This is a genomic window from Mesorhizobium sp. ANAO-SY3R2 (genome assembly GCF_042466635.1).
Lineage (GTDB): Bacteria > Pseudomonadota > Alphaproteobacteria > Rhizobiales > Rhizobiaceae > Aminobacter.
In genome coordinates, this window is sequence record NZ_CP159955.1 from 2,601,524 (window position 1) to 2,624,193 (window position 22,670).

Genomic DNA, 22,670 nt, shown 5'->3' on the forward strand with positions numbered 1-22,670 from the left:
CCAATCCCTTTCAGAGCACACCCTTCACACGGGTGGGGTCATTTGAGTTGTTCAGGCGAGTGCGGCGATTGCCGCATCCACGTCTGCCGGGCTGTTGACCGCAGCGGTCGCGATTTCCTTGTTGATGCGGCGGGCGAGCCCCGACAGCACCTTGCCGGCGCCCACTTCATAAAGCGTGGTGACGCCATTGTTGCCGAACCACTCGACGGTCTCAGCCCAGCGGACGCGGCCCGTCACCTGCTCGACGAGGCGAGCGGCGATCTCTTCGGGATCGGTGATCGGCTGAACAGAGACATTGGCCACCACCGGCACCACCGGCACGTTCTTCTTCACGCTGGCCAGCGCCTCGCGCATCTTTTCCGCAGCGGGCGCCATCAGCGCCGAATGGAACGGGGCGGAGACCTGCAGCATCAGCGCGCGCTTGGCGCCCTTTTCGGTGCAGAGCTTGGCGGCACGCTCGACCGCTGCCTTCTCGCCGGAGATCACCAACTGGCCGCCGCCATTGTCGTTGGCGATCTGGCAGACCGAACCTTCGGCCGCCTCAGCGCAGGCCGCGTCGACATCCGGCTGCTCGAGCCCGATGATCGCAGCCATCGCACCCAGCCCTGCGGGTACCGCCGCCTGCATGGCGTTGCCGCGGATGCGCAGCAGGCGCGCCGCGTCGGCCACCGATACGAAACCGGCTGCGGCGAGCGCGGAATATTCGCCGAGCGAATGGCCGGCGACATAGGAAACCTTGTCCTTGAGCGAGAAGCCGCGCGATTCGAGTGCCCTGAGCGCTGCGATCGACACCGCCATCAGCGCCGGCTGGGCATTAGCCGTCAGCGTCAGCGTCTCCTCGGGACCTTCCCAGATCAGTTTGGACAGCTTTTCGCCGAGCGCGTCATCGACTTCCTCGAAAACGCGGCGCGCCTCGGGGAATGCGTCGGCCAGATCCTTGCCCATGCCCACGGCCTGGCTGCCCTGCCCTGGAAAAGTAAATGCGATGGCCATTTTTGGTCTCCCGGCTCTTTGCTGGCTGTGCCTCTGGCGCAATGCATGCAGCCAAGTCAAGTCTTGAGCGTCTTCCGGCCCGGTGGGCGCAATTAATCACAGAAGATTAATCCGAAACACGCATTGTTGCCTCCTGCTTCTCAATTTTGCCATAAGCACCCGGTTTTCGGTGACAGTTTCGTGACAGTTGCGTGACACGCCTGTCCAGCCGTCGGGGATATTGAGTTGGCAAATGTCGTAGCAGGCCGCGAGGCCGCGATTCAGGATGAGGGGAACGAGGCTGCCATAGCCCTCGGCCAACGTGCCTATACCTTGCGCGTGCTGCGTTCGGTGATGGTCACGCTCACAGTTTCGGCAGTTCTGGTGTTCGCGGTCGAGCTCATCGCGCGCGGCTCGTTTGCCGATACGATCAACTTCTTCCATCAGCCGTTCAAGCCGAGCTGGACGACCGTGGCACTGTTTGCCCTGCTGCTCGTCGGCCTCGACGCGCTGCTCGGCCGCCCGCACCATGGCCTGCTGATCGTAGCACCAGTGACGCTCGTGCTCGCCTTCGTCGGCCACCAGAAGTCGCTCTATCTCGGCGATCCGCTCTACCCGACCGATTTTCTCTATATCAGGCAGATTCTGGAGCTCATGCCGCTGCTCGTACGCGAGCGGCCGCTTGCCGGCCTCGGCATCGCCGTCGGCCTCGTCGCCGGCATTGCCCTGCTGATCTATGCTTGGCGCCACTGGCGTCGCCGCGTGCCCGTGATGACGTTTTGGGCGCGCATTTCGCGCCTTGCGATCGCCATTCCCGCGCTCGCCTTCTTCGTCTCGATCATGGACTACGCGACCTTCTCGTGGACACGCGACCGCCTCCAGATCATCCCGATGATGTGGGACCAGAAGGAGAACTACGCCTCCAACGGCTTCGCCATCGCCTTTGCGCTCAACGTGCCGATGGCCAAGGTCAAGGCACCCCAAGGCTATTCCGACAAAGCGATCGACGCCATCGCCAGACCCGAACCGGCCGTCGCCGCGCTACCCGAGGAAAAGCCCGACGTCATCATCGTGATGAGCGAATCGTTCTGGGATCCGATGCGGCTGCCCGGCGTGTCGATCACCCCGGATCCGATTCCCAGCGTGCGTGCCGCCCAGTCAGGCCATGTCTTTTCGCCGGAATTCGGCGGAATGACCGCCAATGTCGAGTTCGAGGCGCTGACCGGCTTCTCCAACGCCTTCCTGCCGGCGGGCTCGATCCCCTATCAGCAATATGTCCGCGCCCCGGTGCCGTCGCTCGCCACGTTCTTCAGGAGTGAGGGCTACGAAACGCGCGCCATCCATCCGTTCGCGGACTGGTTCTGGAATCGCGGCCCGGTCTACAAGGCATTCGGTTTCGACACATTCATGTCGGAGCAAAACCTGCCAGCGCTCGAAAAGCGCGGACCGCTGGCCTCCGACGCCGCGCTCACCGAAGAGATCATCCGCCAGGCGGACGCGACCGAGCATCCCTTCTTCTTCTTTGCAGTCAGCCTGCAGAGCCACGGCCCCTACGAGCCGAACCGCTACAGCGACGCGACCCATCAGGTCGAGGCCGACACCTCATCGTGGGCGCGCCAATCGATCCTGACCTATGCCGAGGGTGCATCGGACGCCGACCGCGGCCTGCAGCGCCTGATCGACTGGGCGGCCAAGCGCGAGCGCCCGACGGTGATTGCCTTCTTCGGTGACCACCTGCCGCCGCTCGGACCCGTCTATGTCGAGACCGGCTTCATGAATGAGCCCGTCGCCAAGCGAAAGGCACCGATCGACGAGATGCTGGTTCAGCACGAGACCCCACTCGTCGTCTGGTCGAACCGCACGGGCGCCGTGCGCGACATCGGCTCGATCAGCCCGGCCTTCCTGCCGTTGCATGTGCTCGAGACCGCAGGCATCAGCCACCCCTACTACACCGGCTTCCTTGGAGACCTGCACGAACGCTACCGCGTCGTCGACCGCAACATGCTCATGCCCAAGGCCGGCGAACCGGTGTTCGACTGGTCGCGGCAGAAGGACCAGGATCTCGACCCGGCGATCCGCGATTTCCGCTGGCTGCAGTACGACATGATGTTCGGCAAGCGCCATGGCGCCAAGCCGTTCTTCCCCGAGACGATCGACAAGGTCGTCGCCAACCGCACCCGCTCGCCGCTGTTCCTGACCGTCGAAGCTTTGGGCTAAACCTGAAACCGGCCGGAAATGGCCGGCTTTCGCGGGAATCGCCGCCCTGCCCCTTGCCTTTCGTGCACTTTGCCTATAGACGCCCGCCATCTGCCGGTCCCAGCTGGGGGCTGAACGGAGGGCCGGCGGCTTTCTCGAAAGCCGCCGCGTGAAGCGAAAACGCTTCCGCCTCCCGTGTCTCCGCTCTCGACCGTCTCGTCGTGCTCCTTTCTTCCCCTGAGGAGGCCGCAAGGCCCTCGAAGGGTCAGGGAAGTCGCAGAGGCTCTAGCCGCCGGGACCGGAAGATGGAAACGAAGAAAGGCAAAAACTATGGCTCTTTATGAACATGTGTTTCTTGCCCGCCAGGACCTCTCGCAGCAGCAGGTCGATGCACTTGTCGAACACTACAAGGGCATCATCACTGCAGCTGGCGGATCGGTTGGCCGGGTTGAGAACTGGGGACTGAAGTCCCTCACCTACCGCATCAACAAGAACCGCAAGGCGTACTACACGCTGATGGACATCACCGCTCCGTCGGCGGCCGTCAAGGAAGTCGAGCGCCAGCAGGGCCTGTCCGAAGACATCCTGCGCTTCATGACCATCAAGGTCGAAGCGCATGAAGAAGGCGTGTCGGCCATGATGCAGAAGCGCGAAGAGCGCTCCGAGCGTGGCGACCGTGGCTTCGGCGACCGTCCGCGCAGCTTCGGCGATCGCGACCGTGGTGATCGCGGCCCGCGCAGCTTCGGCGACCGCGAAGGCGGCGACCGTGGTCCGCGCCGTCCGCGCGAAGGTGTTGAAGGGGGTGCAGAATAATGGTCGACATCAATCAGATCCCGACCCGGCGTCCGTTCCATCGTCGCCGCAAGACCTGCCCGTTCTCCGGCGCCAACGCCCCGAAGATCGACTACAAGGACGTGCGTCTGCTGCAGCGCTACATTTCCGAGCGCGGCAAGATCGTTCCTTCGCGCATCACCGCCGTCAGCCAGAAGAAGCAGCGTGAACTCGCCCAGGCGATCAAGCGCGCCCGCTTCCTCGGCCTGCTGCCCTACGTGGTGAAGTGATATTCGTTCCGGCCCGGCGGGTTCGCTCCCGGGCCGGAATACTCCCTGCCGCGACGGGCGCGGCCAGGCAAGCCTTCAAATCCCGAGTTGGATTTCCCAGGAAATCCTAACTGCCGCGACAGGCAGGACAGCGAAACCGGCGCACAGCGCCAAGATTGCTTCCTTGCCCGTTGAACCCAATTCGCTGCCTTTGCAGCCAACGAAAGGACAAGGACAATGGACGTCATTCTTCTCGAACGTATTGCCCGCCTCGGCCAGATGGGCGACATCGTCAAGGTCAAGGACGGCTTTGGCCGTAACTACCTGCTGCCCAAGGGCAAGGCGCTGCGCGCCAACGAAGCCAACAAGAAGAAGTTCGAAGGCCAGCGCGCCCAGCTCGAAGCCCGCAACCTCGAGCGCAAGTCGGAAGCCGAAAAGGTCGCCGAGAAGCTCGACGGCAAGACCTTCGTGGTCGTGCGCTCGGCTGGTGAAACCGGCCAGCTCTACGGCTCGGTCTCGACCCGCGACATCGCCGACATCCTGATCGCCGAAGGCTTCACGATTGCCCGCAACCAGGTTGAGCTCAACCAGCCGATCAAGAACATCGGCCTGACCAACGTCGCCATCGCGCTGCACGCCGAAGTCGAAGTGACCATCACGCTGAACATCGCGCGCACGGCCGACGAAGCCGAGCGTCAGTCGAAGGGTGAGACACTGACGACCGCCGAAGCCATCTACGGCGACGACATCAACGAGAACGCCCGTCCGGACAGCTTCTTCGATCCGAACGCGGAAGAAGACGAAGAAGCCTGATTCCATATCAGTTTTTCTGGACCAAGCCCGGGCGGAAACGCCCGGGCTTTTTTGTGTTTGGCGGAACTTGCCAAGACGTTTGCGATTTAACAGGATCGGGTGACAGGACCGACCGATCGCGAGCACCGACATGAACATGTTGCTTCAGCGCATATTCGGAAGACTTGTGCGCATTGGAAACCTGACCGTCACCGGCCCGGAGGGGCAAGCGCACCGTTTTGGCGACGGCAGCGGCCCCCCCATCCACATGCTGATCCGCACCAAGCGGGCCGAACGCCTCATTACCTTCGATCCGACCTTGGCGGTGCCTGAAGCCTACATGGACGGCGAGATGGACATCGTCGAAGGCGACGTCTTCGGCTTCATGCGGATCGCCTTCCAGAACCTAGGCAACGGCACGGTCGACGCCGCGTGGTCGCGCGCCATCGAGGGCCTGCGGGTGGCGGCCCGCCGCTTCCAGCAGGTCAACACGGCGGCACGGGCAAAACGCAACGTCGAGCGCCACTACGATCTGTCCGGCGATCTCTACCGGCTCTTTCTCGACGCCGACATGCAGTATTCCTGCGCCTACTTCGCCGAACCGGGAATGACGCTCGAAGAAGCCCAGCTCGCCAAGAAAGCGCATATCGCGGCCAAGATGCGGCTCATGCCGGGCCAGTCGGTCCTGGACATCGGCTCCGGCTGGGGCGGGCTCGGGCTCTATCTCGCCCGCAATTTCGAGGTGCAGGTGCTCGGGGTCACGCTGTCCACCGAACAGCACGCTCTCGCCACCGAACGCGCCCAGGCGGAAGGGCTGGACGGCCAGGCCCATTTCGAGATCAAGGACTATCGCGAGCTTGTCGAACGCTTCGACCGCATCGTCTCGGTCGGCATGTTCGAGCATGTCGGCGTCAACCACTACCGCACCTTCTTCGAGACCGTCGCCAAACGGCTGAAGCCGGACGGCGTTATGGTGCTGCACGCGATCGGCCGTTTCGGCCCGCCGACGGCAACCAGCGCCTTCATCCGAAAATACATCTTTCCCGGCGGCTACGTCCCTGCCCTGTCGGAGGTCCTGCCGGCCATCGAAAAATCGGGGCTGATGGTCACCGATGTCGAGATCCTCAGGCTGCACTATGCCGAAACGCTCAAAAACTGGCGCGAGCGCTTTGCCACCAACCGCGACAAGGCGAAGGCAATCTATGACGAGCGCTTCTGCCGGATGTGGGAGTTCTATCTCGCTGCCTCCGAGGCCGCGTTCCGCTGGCAGGACCTGATGGTGTTCCAGATCCAGCTCACTCACCGCAACGACACGCTGCCGATCACTCGCGACTATATCGGCAAGTGCGAGAAAGCGCTCGCCATGCACGAAGTGGCGCACCGCAAGGCCGCACCGGCGGCGAAGACGTCCCGCGGGCGCAAGGTTGCCGACAAGGAATAGGCTTGCCGGCGGAGCAACTCTTGCGTCCCTGGCCGCTGTCGTAGGAAATGGGCCCGCCCCCTGTCGCGAGCCTCTCCATGACCTATGCCATCTACATTGCTGCCGCCCTTGCCGAGATCGCCGGCTGCTTTGCCTTCTGGGCCTGGTGGCGGCTCGACAAATCGCCGCTCTGGCTCGCGCCAGGACTATTCTCGCTGGTCGCCTTTGCCTGGCTGCTGGCGCTGGTCGACGCCAATGCCGCCGGACGCGCTTACGCCGCCTATGGCGGCATCTACATCGCCGCCTCCCTGTGCTGGCTTTGGCTTGCGGAGGGCATCCGCCCCGACCGCTGGGACATGATCGGTGCCGCGATCTGCGTCTTTGGCGCGTCGGTCATCCTGCTCGCACCAAGGGGTGCATAACCCCAGACTTTCTTGTTTTGTTCTTGCCGCCGCGGCATGGGAGCACCTAAACTCCCCCCGATTCGCGTCAACTGGAATCCTTGGCGCGCAACGCCTGCCTGTGGACGAGTGTGAATCGTGGGCAGTGCGCGAAATAAGCCGGCATGACGTAGTCGCGCCGGGGCGCGCTTCTGTTAGGAAGACGTTCGGGTTCAGAGACGGGGAAGACATTGGCCGAGGCAGCGCGCAAGTTCGAAGTGGCGGAAACCCCGCTCTACCGGGAAGCCCCCAACAACATCGAGGCCGAGCAGGCCCTGCTGGGCGCCATGCTCGTCAACAACGACGCCTTCTACCGCGTCTCGGACTTCCTCAAGGCGACGCACTTCTACGAGCCGCTGCACCGCAAGATTTTCGAGGTCGCCTCCGAGCTCATCCGCATGGGCAAGGTGGCCAGCCCCATTACGCTCAAGACCTTCCTGCCGGCCGACGAAAAGGTCGGCGACATGACCGTCGCGCGCTATCTCATCAGCCTTGCCAGCGAAGCCGTCACCGTCATCAATGCTTCCGACTATGGCCGCGCCATTTATGATCTGGCCACCCGCCGCGCGCTGATCACCGTCGGCGAGGACATGGTCAACATCGCCTATGACGCGCCGGTGGACATGTCGCCCGGCGAGCAGATCGAGGACGCCGAGCGCCGCCTGTTCGAGCTTGCCGAAACCGGCCGATACGACGGCGGCTTCGAAAGCTTCTCGGATGCCGTCAAGACCGCCATCGACATGGCGAGCGCGGCCTATATGCGCGACGGCCACCTGTCCGGCACGGCCACCGGGCTGCAGGACCTCGATGCCCGCATGGGTGGCCTGCAATCGTCCGACTTGATCGTGCTCGCCGGCCGCCCCGGCATGGGCAAGACCTCGCTTGTCACCAACATCGCCTTCAACGTCGCCCACGCCTATGTGCCGGCCCAGCAGGCCGACGGCTCGTTCAAGGCCGAGAATGGCGGCGTCGTCGGCTTCTTCTCTCTCGAAATGTCGTCCGAGCAGCTTGCCACCCGTATCATTTCCGAGCAGGCCGAGGTGCCTTCCTCGAAGATCCGCCGCGGCGACCTGACCGAAGCCGACTTCGAAAAGCTGGTCGGCTGCACCCAGACGCTGCAGAAGATCCCGCTGTTCATCGATTCGACCGGTGGTATCTCGATCGCCCAGCTCGCCGCGCGCGCGCGCCGCCTCAAGCGCCAGCGCGGCCTCGACGTCATCATCATCGACTATATTCAGCTGATGCAGGGCTCGTCCGCCAAGGCGTCGCAGAACCGCGTGCAGGAAATCACCGAGATCACCACGGGCCTCAAGGCACTGGCCAAGGAACTCAACGTGCCGATCATCGCGCTGTCCCAGCTGTCGCGTCAGGTCGAAAACCGCGACGACAAGCGCCCGCAACTCTCCGACCTGCGTGAATCGGGCTCGATCGAGCAGGACGCCGACGTGGTCCTGTTCGTCTACCGCGAGGAGTACTACCTCAAGAACAAGGAGCCGAAGCCCGGCACCGACGAGTATCTGAAGTGGGAAGGCGACATGGCCGAGGTCCGCGGCAAGGCCGAAGTCATCGTCGCCAAGCAGCGTCACGGCCCCACCGGCACCGTCAGCCTCGGCTTCCAGGGCGAATTCACCCGCTTCTTCGACCTCGCGCCCGAGCATCATTTGCCGGAGCGGTTTGGAGAACAGTAGGCCTTGTCAAACACCGCGAAAGCAGCATCGCGTCCGCCCCATGGCTAAAGCCCGCACCCAGTTCATCTGCCAGAATTGCGGCTCGGCGCATCAGCGCTGGGCCGGCAAGTGCGATTCCTGCGGCGAATGGAACACGCTCGTCGAGGAAGGCACTGCGGGCGGCATCGGAAGCGGCCCGGGTTCGCTCAAGAGCGCACGCAAGGGCCGCCCCGTCACGCTGACCTCGCTCGACGGCGACATCGAGGATGCGCCGCGCATCGTCTCGGGCATCGGCGAACTCGACCGCGCCACCGGCGGCGGCTTCGTCCGCGGCTCGGCGCTGCTGATCGGCGGCGACCCCGGCATCGGCAAGTCGACCCTGCTCACCCAGGCAGCGGCAGCACTCGCCTCGCGCGGCCACCGCATCGTCTATGTCTCGGGCGAAGAGGCCGTCGCGCAAATCAGGCTGCGCGCCCAGCGCCTTGGCGTTGCCAGCACGCCGGTCGAACTCGCCGCCGAGACCAATGTCGAGGACATCCTCGCCACCATCGCCGACGGCAAGCGGCCGGACCTGGTCATCATCGATTCGATCCAGACGCTGTGGACCGACCTCGCCGATTCCGCGCCCGGCACCGTCACGCAGGTGCGCGCCTCGGCCCAGGCGATGATCCGCTACGCCAAGTCGACGGGTGCGGCCGTGGTCCTGGTCGGCCACGTCACCAAGGAAGGCCAGATCGCCGGCCCCCGCGTCGTCGAGCACATGGTCGACGGCGTGCTCTATTTCGAGGGCGAAGGCGGCCATCACTACCGCATCCTGCGCACGGTCAAGAACCGCTTCGGCCCCACCGACGAGATCGGCGTCTTCGAAATGTCCGACAAGGGCCTGCGCGAGGTCGCCAACCCGTCCGAACTGTTCCTGGGCGAACGCCATGCCAAGGCGCCGGGTGCGGCCGTATTCGCGGCGATCGAAGGTACGCGTCCTGTCCTGGTCGAGATACAGGCGCTGGTCGCGCCCTCGACGCTGGGCACGCCGCGGCGCGCCGTCGTCGGCTGGGATTCATCGCGGCTGTCGATGGTGCTCGCCGTGCTCGAGGCCCATTGCGGCGTCCGTTTCGGCCAGCATGACGTCTATCTGAATATCGCCGGCGGCTACCGCATTTCCGAGCCGGCAGCGGACCTTGCGGTGGCTTCCGCACTGGTTTCGTCTCTCACCGGTATTGCCCTGCCTGCGGATTGCGTCTATTTCGGCGAAATCAGCCTTTCTGGCGCTGTCCGACCGGTTGCGCATGCGCAGCAACGCCTTAAAGAGGCCGAAAAGTTGGGGTTCGGAAGGGCCGTACTGCCCTCCGGCAGTGGGGACATCGCAGGCGGAACAGGTGCCGGGACGTTCCAACCGACCGCACTCGCGGATCTGGTGGCGCGTATAGCCGGCTCGAAGCGAAGCCGCGCGGAACAGACGGACTGACGCCGTCGTCATGGAGTGAGTGACACGATGCCGATTACGCTGCTCGACGGAATTCTGGTCGGCTTCACCCTGGTCTCGGCGATGCTCGCCATGGTGCGCGGTTTTTCGCGCGAGGTGCTGTCGATCGCATCATGGGCGGCTGCCGCCGCCGCGGCCTTCCTGTTCTACAAGCCGGTCGTGCCTTACGTTCAGCCCTATATCGACAATGAGAAGATCGCCATGGCCGCGGCCGCCGGCATCGTCTTCATCGTCGCGCTGATCGTCGTGACCATCATCACCATGAAGATCGCCGACTTCATCATCGACAGCCGCATCGGCGCACTCGACCGCACGCTCGGCTTCCTTTATGGCGCCGCGCGCGGCATCCTGGTCGTCGCTGTCGGCCTCTTGTTCTTCAACTGGCTGGTCGGCGACAAGGCGCCGGCATGGGTTTCGGAAGCAAAGTCGCGCCCGCTGCTCGAGAGCATCGGCACCACGCTTGAAAACATGCTGCCCGAGGATCCCGAAAAGTCGATCCTCAAGAAGCTCAACCAGCACGGTGGCGAACCTGATACCGGGACGGCGGCGCCTGCACCGGAAGGTGAGGCGGACGCTCCGGCCGAAAGCGCACCATCCAGCAACTGACAAAGCCATATGAGGCGGGAAGGCGCGTTGCCCTTCCCGCCTCTTGGCCCTATATACCGTTTTTGCGACGAGAGGCCTCGCCCCATGGCAGACGCATCGACCGCCCTTCCAGCGGAAGCCGACGATCATTTCCACGACGAATGCGGTGTATTCGGCATTTTCGGCCGGCAGGATGCCGCAGCCATCGTCACGTTGGGGCTGCATGCGCTTCAACACCGTGGTCAGGAAGCGGCAGGCATCGTCTCCTATGACGGCAGCCAGTTCCACGTCGAGCGCCATATCGGCCTGATCGGCGACAACTTCACCAAGCAGGCAGTGATCGACCGGCTCAAGGGCAACCGCGCCATCGGCCACACCCGCTACGCCACGACAGGTGGTGCGGGCATGCGCAACGTGCAGCCCTTCTTCGCCGAACTGGCCGACGGCGGCTTCGCCATCGCTCACAACGGCAACCTGACCAATGCCATGACGGTCCAGCGCGCGCTGCAGAAGCAGGGTGCAATTTTTTCATCGACCTCCGACACCGAGACGATCCTCCACCTGGTCGCCACCAGCAAGGAGCGCGACCTCAACGCGCGCTTCATCGATGCGGTGCGCCAGGTCGAAGGCGCCTTCTCGCTGGTAGCCCTGTCATCGAAGAAGATGATCGGCTGCCGCGACCCGCTTGGTATTCGCCCGCTGGTGCTCGGCGATCTCGACGGCGCCTGGATCCTCGCCTCCGAAACCTGTGCGCTCGACATCATCGGCGCCCGCTTCGTCCGCGACATCAAGCCCGGCGAAATGGTGGTCGTAACCTCCAAGGGCATCGAGAGCCACTTCCCGTTCGAGCCGCAGAAGCCGCGCTTCTGCATCTTCGAATATGTCTATTTCGCCCGCCCCGACTCCTCGGTCGAAGGCCGCAACGTCTATGACGTGCGCAAGCGCATCGGCATGGAACTGGCCCGCGAGAGCCCGGTCGACGCCGACATCGTCGTGCCGGTTCCGGATTCGGGCGTGCCGGCGGCGATCGGCTTCAGCCAGGAAGCCGGCCTGCCCTTCGAGTTGGGCATCATCCGCAACCATTATGTCGGCCGCACCTTCATCTCCCCAGGCGATTCCATCCGCCACATGGGCGTCAGGCTCAAGCACAACGCCAACCGGCGGATGATCGAGGGCAAGCGCATCGTGCTGGTCGATGATTCCATCGTCCGCGGCACCACGTCCCAGAAGATCGTGCAGATGGTCCGCGACGCCGGTGCCCGCGAGGTGCACATGCGCATCGCCTCGCCGCCCACCCGCGCCTCGTGCTTCTACGGCGTCGACACGCCGGAGAAATCCAAGCTTCTGGCCTCGCGCATGACTATCGAGGAGATGGCCGAGTTCATCCGCGTCGACTCGCTCGGCTTCCTCTCGCTCGACGGGCTCTATCGCGCCGTCGGCGAACCGGGTCGCAACGCCGAACAGCCGCAGTTCTGCGATGCCTGTTTCTCCGACCAGTACCCGACCAGGCTGCTCGACCACGAAGGCGCCGACAACGTGCGCAGCTTGTCGCTGCTTGCGACGGGCGGGCTGTAACTGGTTCCGTTTTGATCTTTTGGCCACTTGCCCGGCCTGACCGAATGACGCGGAGGCCGGGTGAGGGACAAGCTATACTGAAGTGAGCATAAGCATGACCACCACACCCGACCTCTCCGGCCGCATCGCTCTCGTCACCGGCGCATCGCGCGGCATTGGCTACAACACTGCCAAGCAGCTTGCCGCTGCCGGCGCCCATGTCATTGCGGTTGCCCGCACGGTCGGTGGCTTGGAAGAACTCGACGACGAGATCAAGGCGGCGGGTGGCAGTGCTACGCTGGTTCCGCTCGATCTCACCGACATGGCCGGCATCGACCGCCTCGGTGGTTCGATCCACGAGCGTTGGGGCAAGCTCGACATCCTCGTCGCCAATGCTGCCATTCTCGGCGTCATCGCGCCCATCGGCCATGTCGAAGCCAAGGTGTTCGACAAGGTGATGAACATCAACGTCAACGCCACCTGGCGCGTCATCCGCTCGGTCGACCCGCTGCTGCGCCTGTCCGACGCCGGCCGCGCCGTCATCGTCAGTTCCGGGGCTGCCCACTCGGCCCGTGCCTTCTGGGCGCCCTATGCGGCGTCGAAGGCCGCCGTCGAGGCGCTCGCCCGCTCCTGGGCTGACGAAACCAAGAACCTCAAGCTGCGCGTCAACATCTTCGACCCAGGCACCAGCCGCACCGCGATGCGCGCGCAGGCCGTTCCCGGCGAGAACCCGGAGACGGTCACGCATCCTTCCGAGACGGCGAGCCACATCCTGCCGATGGTTGACCCCGCGCTCACGCACACCGGCCAGATCTACCAGATCCGCCAGCAGCGCTGGGCGTCGTACCAGATGCCCGAATAATACCTCCTGCCTGCCAGCGTTGCGCCTGCAACCTGGCCGGTTCCGACGCAGTGAAGACGCAATTGCCGCGTTGACCAGCGCCAAACGACAGAAGTGGGGACTTCCGCCGTATGACGACCGACCAGATGATGTCCCTAGCCATAATCGTACTGATGATGGCGGCGTTCATCTGGGGCCGGTTCCGCTATGACCTAGTCGCCTGCGGTGCACTGCTCGCGGCCGTGGCGGCAGGCATCGTGCCGCAATCCAAGGCATTCAGCGGCTTCAGCGATGACATCGTCATCATCGTCGGCTCAGCACTGCTGGTCAGCGCCGGCGTCGCCCGCTCGGGCATCATGGAATATGCCATCCAGCGCTTTGCACCTGAGGTTTCCAGCGTCCGGGCGCAAATGATGCTGCTGGTCGTCATCGTCACGGTGCTTTCGGCCTTCGTGAAGAACATCGGCGCGCTGGCGATCATGATCCCAATCGCCTTCCAGTTCGCACGGCGCTCCAACACCTCGCCGTCGGTTTTCCTGATGCCGATGGCGTTCGGTTCGCTGCTCGGCGGCCTGATGACCCTGATTGGCACCTCGCCCAACATCGTGGTCTCGCGCGTGCGTCAGGAAATGACCGGCGAAGCCTTTTCCATGTTCGATTTCACGCCGGTTGGAGCCGCCCTTGCCACGGCCGGGGTCGCGTTCCTGGTGCTGTTCTACTGGATCCTGCCGATCCGGACGCGTGCTTCGGCGTCGATCCACGAGGCGATCGACATCAAGAACTACGTCACCGAGGCCCATGTCGTCGCCGACTCGACCGTTGCCGGCAAGACGCTGGCCGATCTGCTCAAGCTCGGCGGCGGCCAGGCCATTGTCACCTCCATCCTTCGCTCGCGCGCGCTGCACGTCACGCCCTTTCCAGATGTCACGCTGCGCGAAGGCGACATCCTGTTGCTCGAAGGCGCGCCCGACGCACTCGACCGCATGGTGGCGCAGGCCAAGCTCAACGTCACCGGCAACCGCGATTCCGCCGGAGGCAAGCATATGGCGACGGCGGTCGAGGCGATCATCGGCGAGAACTCCAGCCTGATCGGTGGCTCGGCCCAGAGGCTGGCGCTCTACGACCGCTTCAACGTCAATCTGCTGGCGGTCAGCCGCAAGGGCGAGCGCATCCAGGAACGACTCGGCGCTGTCATCCTGCGCCTCGGCGACGTTGTCGTGCTGCAAGGCAATCCGCAGACCATCCCCGATATCCTGCGCGAGCTTGGCTGCCTGCCGCTGGCCGAACGCCCGATCCTGCTGGGCAGTGTCCGCCGCGGCATCGTGCCGCTCGCCATCCTCGTCGCCGCCATGGCGGCCACGGCCTCGGGCCTGCTGCCGGTGGCGCTCGCTTTCTTCACTGCGGCGATTGCGATGGTGCTGTTTCGCGTCATCCCGCTGCGCGAGGTCTACGGCGCCATCGATGGGCCGATCCTGGTCATGCTGGCAGCCCTGATCCCCGTCAGCGACTCGCTGCGAGCCACGGGCGCGACTGATGTCATTTCCGCTTGGCTCGCGAATGTTGCCGCTACACTGCCACCGGCGGGGGCACTGGGGCTCATCCTGATCGTGGCAATGGCGGTCACGCCTTTCCTCAACAATGCCGCCACCGTCCTCGTCGTGGCACCTATCGCGGCGAGTTTCGCCAGTACGCTGGGCTACCGGCCGGAGGCTTTCCTGATGGCCGTGGCGATTGGTGCAGGATGCGACTTCCTGACCCCGATCGGGCACCAGTGCAACACGCTGGTGATGGGCCCAGGCGGCTACAAATTCTCGGACTATCCGCGCCTCGGGCTGCCGTTGTCGCTGCTGGTCATCGTCATCGCCGTGCCGATGCTGATGCTCGTTTGGCCGATGTAGGGCGCGGTTGGCCGCCTGAACGACACGCAAGCGTGATTGGCTGTCGATATCGCCTCAACGTAATTTTGCTCCTGCGACCGACAAGATAGGGGAGGAGTATCGATGAAACGCGTTGTCATTTTGTCTGCGGCTCTTTGTGCCGGCGTGTTCTCTGCCAGCGCCCAGGACAACACGATGAGCTTTTTCGTGACCAGCACCGGCCTTGGCAAGGGTGCCAATCTCGGCGGCCTCGAAGGCGCCGATGCGCATTGCGGCAGGCTCGCGGAAGCGGCCGGCAGCATAGGCAAGAGTTGGCGTGCCTACCTCTCGACCGACGACGTCGACGCCAGGAACCGCATCGGCAAGGGTCCGTGGTTCAATGCCAAGGGCCAGAAGATCGCCGACGACGTCGCCTCACTGCACAGCGATGCCAACAACATCAGCAAGGACACGGCGCTCGACGAGAAGGGCAATGTCGTCAATGGCCGCGGCGACACCCCGAACCGCCACGACATGCTCACCGGATCGAAGCCGGACGGGACGAAGATCGCGGACCAGACCTGCAGCAACTGGACCAGCGACGGCGACGGCGCTGCCATGATGGGGCATCACGACCGCAAGGGTCTAGATGAATCCGCGGCTGCCAAGTCATGGAACTCGTCGCACGCGTCGCGAGGCGGCTGCGGTCAGCAGGCGCTCAAGGGAACTGGGGGCGACGGCCTGTTCTACTGCTTCGCCGTGAACTGAACAGGCTACCGCTCCGCCGACACCGACAACTCAGGTCGAACGGCCAGCGTCTGGAAGACCACGCAATAGCGTTCGGTCAGCTTGATCAGCGCATCGATCCGCTGTTGCGGTTCGTCGGTATCGAGCTTGAAGGCGAGCCGGATGGCGCGGAAGCCCACCGGGGCGTCCCTGGCGACGCCGAGCGTGCCGCGAAAGTCGAGATCCCCCTCGGCCGAGACCACGGCCTCGCCGAGGCGGAACTCGAGCGCGGTCGCCACTGCCTTCAGGGTCACGCCGGCGCAGGCAACCAGCGCCTCGAGCAGCATGTCGCCCGAGCAAAGCTCCATGCCGGTGCCACCTGTGGCCGGATGCAGGCCAGCGGTAACAATCGCCTTGCCGGTATCGATCCTGCAGGCGATCGACTGTTCCGCGACGGCACCTCTCGCCCGCAGCGTGATCAGAGCCCGAGTTGCGTCCTCGCGGTAGGCATCCTTGAGAGGCGCCTGCAGCGCCCTCAGACCTTCGGCATCCATGGGCATGCTCCCGCTGCCAACCTACCAACCCTATCACACCCCGCCCCAGCCGGCACGCGGCGACGCTGGCGCCGACGGGCGGCTATGCCCGGCATGGTTGAAAATAATTCGCGAAAAGTTGGAACCCGGTGGAACCAATCCTGAGGCTTCACGTTGTTGGGTTCAGGACGGGTTGCCCCATCCCCCCATCCCCCTCCACCCGTCCCCTTTTCTTCAAGCCGGTCGAAAGACCGGCTTTTTTCCTATCCCGACCCAAGGGGACGGGGCGGACGATGCAGCATTGACGTGGCATCGTCATGGTCTAGTTTCGATGTGCGCGAATATCCCTGCGCGCATCGGGAGGTGCGGCATGTTCCTTGCCAGTGCAGTCTTGCTCGGCATCGCGGCTGTGTGGACTCTCGCAGCCTGCCTGGTGATGCAGGATCTTGGCATCCGCTTTCGCCAGGCGCTGCTCTATGTGCCGTCCAAGTTTATCTACAGGATGCGCGACGAATCGATGCGTGCGGCAGGCAAGACCGAGGCTCCGGTCATCTACGTCGTGTCGCACCAGTCGCGCATCGAGCCGGCGCTGATGCTGTCGCTGCTGCCCGAACAGACATTGCATATACTCGATGAGGGTTCCGCCCGGGCCTACTGGCTCGAGCCATGGCGCGAACTCGGTCGCACGATCACCTTCAACGCCGAACACATCTTCGTCAGCCGCCGCCTCGTCCGCGTGCTGCGCGGCAAAGGCCGCCTGGCGGTCTATCTGCCTGACACGATCGAGTCGGACGTCAAATCCTTCCGCCTGTTCCGTGCCGTTGCCCGCATCGCCGACCAGGCCAATGCCAGGATTGTGCCGGTCTTCGTGTCCGGCGCGCGTCGCTTGCCATTTTCATTGACACCGGCCGAACGGGCGCCACGACGCTGGTTCCCGCGCCTCACCATCGTGGCCCTCGCCCCGATGACGATAGCCGAACTGGTCACCCGCACCTCCGGAGTGTCGACAACCAGGGCAAATGCGTTGTTCGACCGTTTCGCCGAAGCACGCCTTGCCGGTGCGGACCTCGACAGCAGCCTGTTTTCAGCGATATGCAAAGCGGCTTCGCGCTACGGTGCATCGCGCCCGATCATCGAAGACGCCGCTGGCGGCGTCCTCAGCTATCGCAAAGTGATGATTGGCGCGCATCTGCTGGGCAACCGCTTCCAGCAGGTAACGGCCCCCGGCGAGGCCGTCGGTGTGCTCCTGCCCAACGCCAACGGGTTGGTTCTTACCTTGCTCGGCCTGACCTCGGCGGCCCGCGTCGCTGCTATGCTCAACTACACGGCAGGCCCGGCCAATGTCGCCTCGGCGATAGCCACCGCACAGATCAGGATCATCGTCTCCTCGCGGACCTTTGTCGAGAAAGCCGGCATCGGCGACGTCATCGCTGCCGCCGAACTGGCCGGTGCGACCATCGTCTGGCTGGAGGATTTGCGCGACACCGTCTCGATGCGGGACAAACTTGGCGCCGCCCTGCAGTGGCACCGGCCGCTGCAGCCGCAGGATGCCACCAAACCTGCGGTCATCCTGTTCACTTCGGGCTCGGAAGGCACGCCCAAGGCGGTGGTGCTCTCCCACCGCAGCCTGATTGCCAATGCCATGCAGGCGGAGGCCAGGATCACCATCTCCCCCGCCGACAAGCTGCTCAACGTGCTGCCGGCCTTCCACTCGTTCGGCCTGACCGGCGGCACCATCCTGCCTCTGCTCACCGGTGTGCGGCTGATCCTGTACCCCTCACCGTTGCACTACAAGCTGATACCAAAGGTGGCGCGCAAGGCCCGGCCGACCGTCATGTTCGGCACCGATACATTCCTCGCCGCCTATGCGCGAACAGCCGAGGACGGCGATTTCTCCAGCCTGCGCTTCGCCGTCGCCGGCGGCGAGCCGGTACGGCAGGAAACCCGTCACGCCTGGCGCGAGCGATTCGACACCGAAATTGTCGAGGGCTACGGCCTGACCGAAGCGGCGCCCGTGGTCGCCGTCAACACCGCCACCCATCACCGCGATGGCACGGTCGGGCGCCTGCTGCCCGGCATGCGCATGCGCCTCGAAAAGGTCGAGGGCGTGACCGAAGGCGGCCGCCTGTGGCTGCAGGGGCCGAACCTGATGATGGGCTACATGACCGCCGACCGGCCGGGCGAACTGCAGCCGCACGACGGCTGGCATGACACCGGCGACATCGTATCGGTCGACCGCGAGGGCTTCATCACCATCCTCGGCCGCGCCAAGCGCTTCGCCAAGATCGCCGGCGAGATGGTGTCGCTCGGCGCCGTCGAGATGCTGGTACAGACCCTGTGGCCGGAACAGCATCATGCGGTGGTGGCGGTGCCCGACAAGCGCCGGGGCGAGCGGATCGTACTCGTCACCACCGCCCCCGACGCCGACGCGGAAGCGCTCCGCGTCCACGGCAAGCAGGCCGGCGTCGCCGAACTGATGCTGCCGCACGACATCATCAAGGTCCAGGAACTGCCGATCCTCGGCTCGGGCAAGACCGACTATGTCGCTGCCCGTCGCATGGCTATCGACCAGTTGGGGCTGGAAGCCGCCTGAAGCGGCGGATCGATCAGGCCTCGGGCTTGGTCTCTGGCGACTCGGATGCGACGTCGGTGGTCGCAGCTTCGGCTGCCGCCTTCTCGCCTTCGATCTTCGCCCGTCGCGCATAGGCGCTGGCGCTCAACGGTAGGAAAATAAGGTAGCCGGCGACCGAAGCCGTCAGCGTCTGCCATGGATAGACGGTCAGCAGCAGCACATAGAACACCGCCGCCAGCATCACCGGCAGCAGATATTCGCGGCGGATATGCAGCTTCTTGCCGGAATAGACCGGCAGGCGGCTGACCAGCAGGAAGGCGATCAGGATCGTGAACGCGGTGCAGGCATAGGCCATGGTGCGCGTCGGCTCGACCCCGAGGAAGGCGAGATACATCGGCAACATCACCACGATCGCGCCCGCTGGCGCCGGCACGCCGACGAAATATTCGGCCTGCCAGGCCGGCCGTTCCAGGTCTTCGTCGAGCACGTTGAAGCGGGCGAGTCGCAAGCCGCAGGCAATGGCGAACAGCAGCGTCGCGATCCAGCCGAGCGAGCCTGCCTTGTCGAGCAGGAAGGCGTAGAGCACGAGCGCCGGCACGACGCCGAAATTGACGATGTCGGCGAGCGAATCCATCTGCGCGCCGAACTTCGAGGTCGCCTTCAGCATACGTGCCAAGCGCCCGTCGATGCCATCAAGGAAGGCTGCCAGCAGCACCATCACCACGGCCGGCTCGAACCGACCCTCGAAGGCGAGCCTAATGCCGGAAAGCCCGGCGCAGATCGCCAGGACCGTGATCAGGTTGGGCATTACCAGCCTAAGCGGGATCTCGCGGATGCGCGGGCCACCCTGGCCATGCGGTTCGAACGGCTTGAACGGCGCCACCATCAGGAAACCCGTACCAGCGGTGCGTGGCTCGCCCCGCCGAATTCGGCAAGGACGGTCTCGCCGGCGACGGCCGTCTGGCCAACGGCGACACGCGCCACCGCACCTGCGGGCAGGAACACGTCGACGCGCGAGCCGAAGCGGATCAGGCCGAAGCGCTCGCCCACGCCGATATTGCCACCGACATCGGCCCAGCAAACAATGCGACGGGCAACCAGGCCGGCGATCTGAACTGCGGCCACCTGGCCGTTGGGGCTGTCGATGACGACGCCATTGCGCTCGTTTTCCTGACTTGCCTTGTCGAGCTCGGCATTGAGGAACTTGCCCGGCCGGTGCTCGATGCGCACGATCTTGCCGCGCACCGGCGCACGGTTCACGTGGCAGGAAAAGACGTTCATGAACACCGAGATGCGGGTCATCTCGGCGTTGCCGAGGCCGAGTTCGCGCGGCGGCACGGCGGGGCCGACAGCCGACACCACACCATCAGCCGGGCTTACCACCAGCCGGTCATCGACAGGCGTCACGCGCTCCGGATCGCGATAGAAATAGGCGCACCAGGCGGTGAGAATCGCCCCGATCCAGAACAGCGACGTCGAGAAGAAGCCGAGCAGGATCGTCACTGCCGCAAAGCCGGCGATGAAGGGATACCCCTCGCGATGGACCGGAACAAAGACGTTGCGGATCGTGTCGGCTATGCTCATGAGGGGGCGGCCATCGCTGTTGAAGTCCCGGAGTGCTTAGCGGAAACGGCCCGCCCCCGCAACGCGACATTGCCGCAACCGTTCCGGCACCCCAATCAGGCGCCTTCCGCGACCTCCGGCGTGCGGCGGCGCGTGATGACGCCGAACTCGTCTTCCTCGCGCACCTTGCGCAGCCGTTCCTCCGCCTCGGTCGCCTCGCGCTGGCGGTCCCACATGCTAGCATAGAGCCCGCCATGACGCAGCAATTCGGCATGGGTGCCGCGCTCGGCGATTCGCCCGTCGTCGAGCACAATGATCTCGTCGGCAGAGATCACGGTCGACAGCCGGTGGGCGATGACGAGCGTGGTGCGCCCCTTGCTCACGAGGTCGAGCGCGCTCTGGATGTCCTGTTCGGTCTGGGTGTCTAGTGCCGAGGTCGCCTCGTCGAGCATCAGGATAGGTGGCGCCTTGAGGATGGTGCGGGCAATCGCCACGCGCTGCTTCTCGCCGCCCGAGAGCTTCAGGCCGCGCTCGCCGACCATCGACTTGTAGCCGTCGGGCATGCGTTCGATGAAGCCCGAAATCTGGGCCAACTCAGCCGCCATGCGCACATCCTCCTCGTCCGCATCCATGCGGCCGTAACGGATATTGTAGGAAATGGTGTCGTTGAACAGCACCGTGTCCTGCGGCACCATGCCGATCACGCCGCGCAGGCTTACCTGGGTGACATCGCGAATGTCCTGGCCGTCGATCAGGATCGCGCCCTGCTGTATGTCGTAGAAGCGGAACAGCAGCCGCGAGATCGTCGACTTGCCGGCGCCCGAGGGGCCGACGATCGCCACCGTCTTGCCGGCCGGGACCTCGAAGCTCACGCCCTTGAGGATCTGTCGGTTCGGGTCGTAGGAGAAATGCACGTCGCGGAACTCGACACGGCCCGCGCCCACCGCAAGTGCCTGCGCACCCGGCTTGTCGACCACCTCCTGCGGCACGTCGAGCAGTTCGAACATCCTTTCGATGTCGGTCAGCCCCTGGCGGATTTCACGGTAGATCATGCCGATGAAGTTGAGCGGCACCGCAAGCTGCATCAGCATCGCGTTGACGAAAACGAAATCGCCCACCGTCTGGGTGCCGGCCATCACCTCGCGCGCCGACATCCACATCACCACCGTCATGCCGAGCCCGAAAATGACGCCCTGGCCGAAGTTGAGCCAGCCGAGCGACGTCCAGGTCTTGGTCGCAGCCGTCTCGTAGCGCGCCATCGAACGGTCGAAGCGCTGCGCTTCCATGGCCTCGTTGTTGAAATATTTCACCGTCTCGAAGTTGAGCAGCGAATCGATCGCCTTGGTGTTGGCGTCGGTGTCGGATTCGTTCATCTCGCGGCGGATGGCGATGCGCCAGTCGCTCGCCTTGACAGTGAACCAGACATAGAGCCAGACCGTGACCGCCACCACCGCCACGTATTTCCAGCCATATGCATAGGCGAAAATGCCCGCCGTCAGCGCGAATTCGAGAATTGTCGGCGCGGTGTTGAGAATGGTGAAGCGGACGATCGTCTCGATGCCCTTGGTGCCGCGCTCGATGATACGCGACAGCCCGCCGGTGCGGCGCTCGAGATGGAAGCGCAGCGACAGCTGGTGCATGTGCACGAAGGTGCGGTGGGCAAGCTGGCGCACCGCATATTGGCCGACGCTGGCAAACAGCGCGTCGCGCAACTGGTTGAAGCCGAGTTGCACGATGCGGACGAAATTGTAGGCGACCACCAGCATGACGGGGGCCGCGAGCAATGCCGGCAGCGCCAGCGGCGCGCTCTGGTCGCCGGCCAGCGCATCGGTCGCCCATTTGAAGAAATACGGTCCGGCAACCAGCGTCAGCTTGGCCACGACCAAAAAGACTGTCGCCCAGACGACCCGCGCCTTGAGGTCGGGGCGGTCTTCAGGCCACATGTAGGGCCACAGGTTCCTGATGGTGCTCAATGTCGAGCCGCGGTCGGCCGATACGGTCTTTGCCAATGTTCTTGCCTTGCTAGTTTTCGGCGCCTTCGATGGCGCAGCAGGTATCGACGATCGCGGAGACGGATCGGGACACGGCAGCCAGGGCTGCCTGATCTATCTGATAGCGCGAGCGCTGCCGCTCCGGCTGGTAGACGACCAGCCCCGCTTCGACGAGGATCTTGAGATGCTGGGAAACAGTCGACTGGGCGAGATCGAGATGCTCGACCACTTCCTTGCAGCAGCATGATCGGCCGCCGCCCAGCCGGCGCAGGATTTCAAGCCGCGCGGGATGCGAGAGGGCCGCAAGCTTGCGCGCCACATCCTCGGTGGAGGCAGCGCTGCTAGCCTGATCTGCGGGAAAAGTTTTCATCGTCTATCGACGATAGACGATGAAATATGCTCATGCAACGGCCAACGGCAGAAAACAGTCGCTGCGAGG

At 64.4% G+C, this 22,670-nt stretch carries 20 protein-coding genes; 14 read left to right on the top strand and 6 right to left on the bottom strand.

Translation table 11 applies throughout. The features are described 5' to 3' along the window. Positions 1-51 precede the first annotated feature (51 nt). On the bottom strand, positions 52-993 hold the full coding sequence (fabD, locus tag ABSY17_RS17550; protein WP_378943455.1) for an ACP S-malonyltransferase: 942 nt from the start codon (positions 991-993) through the stop codon (positions 52-54). A 333-nt stretch (positions 994-1,326) separates the two neighbouring features. Here fabD and ABSY17_RS17555 point away from each other — a divergent pair, with 333 nt between their 5' ends. The 13 genes from ABSY17_RS17555 to ABSY17_RS17615 all read left to right on the top strand — a co-directional run bounded on the left by ABSY17_RS17555 (position 1,327) and on the right by ABSY17_RS17615 (position 15,614). Next, positions 1,327-3,189: an LTA synthase family protein gene (locus ABSY17_RS17555; RefSeq protein WP_378952813.1), complete on the top strand. Its 1,863-nt coding sequence runs from the start codon at positions 1,327-1,329 to the stop codon at positions 3,187-3,189. A 309-nt stretch (positions 3,190-3,498) separates the two neighbouring features. After that, positions 3,499-3,981 (top strand): 30S ribosomal protein S6, encoded by a 483-nt coding sequence (gene rpsF, locus ABSY17_RS17560; RefSeq protein WP_378943457.1) that lies wholly within the window; start codon positions 3,499-3,501, stop codon positions 3,979-3,981. Then, positions 3,981-4,229, top strand: coding sequence for a 30S ribosomal protein S18 (rpsR, locus tag ABSY17_RS17565; protein ID WP_018427106.1), 249 nt, complete (start codon positions 3,981-3,983; stop codon positions 4,227-4,229). Before rpsF ends, rpsR begins: the two co-directional genes overlap by 1 nt. A 216-nt stretch (positions 4,230-4,445) precedes the next feature. Then, positions 4,446-5,021, top strand: a complete 576-nt coding sequence (gene rplI, locus ABSY17_RS17570) for a 50S ribosomal protein L9 (protein WP_378943459.1) — start codon at positions 4,446-4,448, stop codon at positions 5,019-5,021. Positions 5,022-5,151: 130 nt separating this feature from the next. Further along, on the top strand, positions 5,152-6,441 hold the full coding sequence (locus ABSY17_RS17575; protein ID WP_378943461.1) for a class I SAM-dependent methyltransferase: 1,290 nt from the start codon (positions 5,152-5,154) through the stop codon (positions 6,439-6,441). A gap of 77 nt (positions 6,442-6,518) precedes the next feature. Further along, positions 6,519-6,842, top strand: a complete 324-nt coding sequence (locus tag ABSY17_RS17580) for a YnfA family protein (protein WP_378943463.1) — start codon at positions 6,519-6,521, stop codon at positions 6,840-6,842. Positions 6,843-7,051: 209 nt separating this feature from the next. Next, positions 7,052-8,548: a replicative DNA helicase gene (locus ABSY17_RS17585; RefSeq protein ID WP_378943465.1), complete on the top strand. Its 1,497-nt coding sequence runs from the start codon at positions 7,052-7,054 to the stop codon at positions 8,546-8,548. A 40-nt stretch (positions 8,549-8,588) separates the two neighbouring features. Further along, positions 8,589-9,992: a DNA repair protein RadA gene (gene radA / locus ABSY17_RS17590; protein ID WP_378943467.1), complete on the top strand. Its 1,404-nt coding sequence runs from the start codon at positions 8,589-8,591 to the stop codon at positions 9,990-9,992. Positions 9,993-10,019: 27 nt separating this feature from the next. Next, positions 10,020-10,616, top strand: a complete 597-nt coding sequence (locus ABSY17_RS17595; RefSeq protein ID WP_378943469.1) for a CvpA family protein — start codon at positions 10,020-10,022, stop codon at positions 10,614-10,616. A gap of 84 nt (positions 10,617-10,700) precedes the next feature. Beyond that, positions 10,701-12,170: an amidophosphoribosyltransferase gene (purF, locus tag ABSY17_RS17600; protein ID WP_378943471.1), complete on the top strand. Its 1,470-nt coding sequence runs from the start codon at positions 10,701-10,703 to the stop codon at positions 12,168-12,170. A 94-nt stretch (positions 12,171-12,264) separates the two neighbouring features. Next, the gene (locus ABSY17_RS17605) at positions 12,265-13,011 is read left to right on the top strand and encodes an SDR family NAD(P)-dependent oxidoreductase (RefSeq protein ID WP_378943473.1); all 747 of its coding nucleotides are present in this window, start codon (positions 12,265-12,267) and stop codon (positions 13,009-13,011) included. A gap of 110 nt (positions 13,012-13,121) precedes the next feature. Continuing rightward, positions 13,122-14,888 (top strand): SLC13 family permease, encoded by a 1,767-nt coding sequence (locus tag ABSY17_RS17610; protein WP_378943475.1) that lies wholly within the window; start codon positions 13,122-13,124, stop codon positions 14,886-14,888. 102 nt (positions 14,889-14,990) lie between these two features. Beyond that, positions 14,991-15,614, top strand: a complete 624-nt coding sequence (locus tag ABSY17_RS17615; RefSeq protein ID WP_378943477.1) for a hypothetical protein — start codon at positions 14,991-14,993, stop codon at positions 15,612-15,614. A 5-nt stretch (positions 15,615-15,619) separates the two neighbouring features. On the opposite strand, the gene ABSY17_RS17620 is transcribed toward ABSY17_RS17615, so the two are convergent. Then, a complete protein-coding gene (locus tag ABSY17_RS17620; protein WP_378943479.1) occupies positions 15,620-16,126 on the bottom strand; it encodes an OsmC family protein in 507 nt (168 codons plus the stop codon). Between the two features lie 349 nt (positions 16,127-16,475). On the opposite strand from ABSY17_RS17620, the gene ABSY17_RS17625 reads away from it, so the two are divergent. Further along, positions 16,476-18,698: an AMP-binding protein gene (locus ABSY17_RS17625; protein WP_378943481.1), complete on the top strand. Its 2,223-nt coding sequence runs from the start codon at positions 16,476-16,478 to the stop codon at positions 18,696-18,698. Positions 18,699-18,711: 13 nt separating this feature from the next. Here ABSY17_RS17625 and ABSY17_RS17630 read toward each other — a convergent pair whose 3' ends face one another. The 4 genes from ABSY17_RS17630 to ABSY17_RS17645 all read right to left on the bottom strand — a co-directional run bounded on the left by ABSY17_RS17630 (position 18,712) and on the right by ABSY17_RS17645 (position 22,601). Further along, complete coding sequence (locus ABSY17_RS17630; protein ID WP_378943483.1) at positions 18,712-19,563, bottom strand: CDP-alcohol phosphatidyltransferase family protein; 852 nt, start codon at positions 19,561-19,563, stop codon at positions 18,712-18,714. After that, a complete protein-coding gene (locus ABSY17_RS17635) occupies positions 19,563-20,261 on the bottom strand; it encodes a phosphatidylserine decarboxylase (protein WP_378943485.1) in 699 nt (232 codons plus the stop codon). The genes ABSY17_RS17630 and ABSY17_RS17635 overlap by 1 nt, the downstream gene beginning before the upstream one ends. A 95-nt stretch (positions 20,262-20,356) precedes the next feature. Continuing rightward, positions 20,357-22,249 (bottom strand): ABCB family ABC transporter ATP-binding protein/permease, encoded by a 1,893-nt coding sequence (locus ABSY17_RS17640; protein WP_378943487.1) that lies wholly within the window; start codon positions 22,247-22,249, stop codon positions 20,357-20,359. Between the two features lie 13 nt (positions 22,250-22,262). Next, positions 22,263-22,601 (bottom strand): ArsR/SmtB family transcription factor, encoded by a 339-nt coding sequence (locus tag ABSY17_RS17645; protein WP_378943489.1) that lies wholly within the window; start codon positions 22,599-22,601, stop codon positions 22,263-22,265. Positions 22,602-22,670: the final 69 nt, after the last annotated feature.

What these genes read in the sequence shown, in the direction of transcription:
- radA (WP_378943467.1), top strand. Translation starts at nt 8,589, where the DNA reads ATGGCTAAAGCCCGCACCCAGTTCATCTGCCAGAATTGCGGCTCGGCG.
- ABSY17_RS17620 (WP_378943479.1), bottom strand. Translation starts at nt 16,126, where the DNA reads ATGGATGCCGAAGGTCTGAGGGCGCTGCAGGCGCCTCTCAAGGATGCC.
- ABSY17_RS17605 (WP_378943473.1), top strand. Translation starts at nt 12,265, where the DNA reads ATGACCACCACACCCGACCTCTCCGGCCGCATCGCTCTCGTCACCGGC.
- ABSY17_RS17610 (WP_378943475.1), top strand. Translation starts at nt 13,122, where the DNA reads ATGACGACCGACCAGATGATGTCCCTAGCCATAATCGTACTGATGATG.
- ABSY17_RS17580 (WP_378943463.1), top strand. Translation starts at nt 6,519, where the DNA reads ATGACCTATGCCATCTACATTGCTGCCGCCCTTGCCGAGATCGCCGGC.
- ABSY17_RS17635 (WP_378943485.1), bottom strand. Translation starts at nt 20,261, where the DNA reads ATGAGCATAGCCGACACGATCCGCAACGTCTTTGTTCCGGTCCATCGC.
- fabD (WP_378943455.1), bottom strand. Translation starts at nt 993, where the DNA reads ATGGCCATCGCATTTACTTTTCCAGGGCAGGGCAGCCAGGCCGTGGGC.
- ABSY17_RS17555 (WP_378952813.1), top strand. Translation starts at nt 1,327, where the DNA reads ATGGTCACGCTCACAGTTTCGGCAGTTCTGGTGTTCGCGGTCGAGCTC.
- ABSY17_RS17615 (WP_378943477.1), top strand. Translation starts at nt 14,991, where the DNA reads ATGAAACGCGTTGTCATTTTGTCTGCGGCTCTTTGTGCCGGCGTGTTC.
- purF (WP_378943471.1), top strand. Translation starts at nt 10,701, where the DNA reads ATGGCAGACGCATCGACCGCCCTTCCAGCGGAAGCCGACGATCATTTC.
- rpsR (WP_018427106.1), top strand. Translation starts at nt 3,981, where the DNA reads ATGGTCGACATCAATCAGATCCCGACCCGGCGTCCGTTCCATCGTCGC.
- ABSY17_RS17595 (WP_378943469.1), top strand. Translation starts at nt 10,020, where the DNA reads ATGCCGATTACGCTGCTCGACGGAATTCTGGTCGGCTTCACCCTGGTC.
- ABSY17_RS17575 (WP_378943461.1), top strand. Translation starts at nt 5,152, where the DNA reads ATGAACATGTTGCTTCAGCGCATATTCGGAAGACTTGTGCGCATTGGA.
- ABSY17_RS17625 (WP_378943481.1), top strand. Translation starts at nt 16,476, where the DNA reads ATGTTCCTTGCCAGTGCAGTCTTGCTCGGCATCGCGGCTGTGTGGACT.
- rplI (WP_378943459.1), top strand. Translation starts at nt 4,446, where the DNA reads ATGGACGTCATTCTTCTCGAACGTATTGCCCGCCTCGGCCAGATGGGC.
- rpsF (WP_378943457.1), top strand. Translation starts at nt 3,499, where the DNA reads ATGGCTCTTTATGAACATGTGTTTCTTGCCCGCCAGGACCTCTCGCAG.
- ABSY17_RS17645 (WP_378943489.1), bottom strand. Translation starts at nt 22,601, where the DNA reads ATGAAAACTTTTCCCGCAGATCAGGCTAGCAGCGCTGCCTCCACCGAG.
- ABSY17_RS17630 (WP_378943483.1), bottom strand. Translation starts at nt 19,563, where the DNA reads ATGGTGGCGCCGTTCAAGCCGTTCGAACCGCATGGCCAGGGTGGCCCG.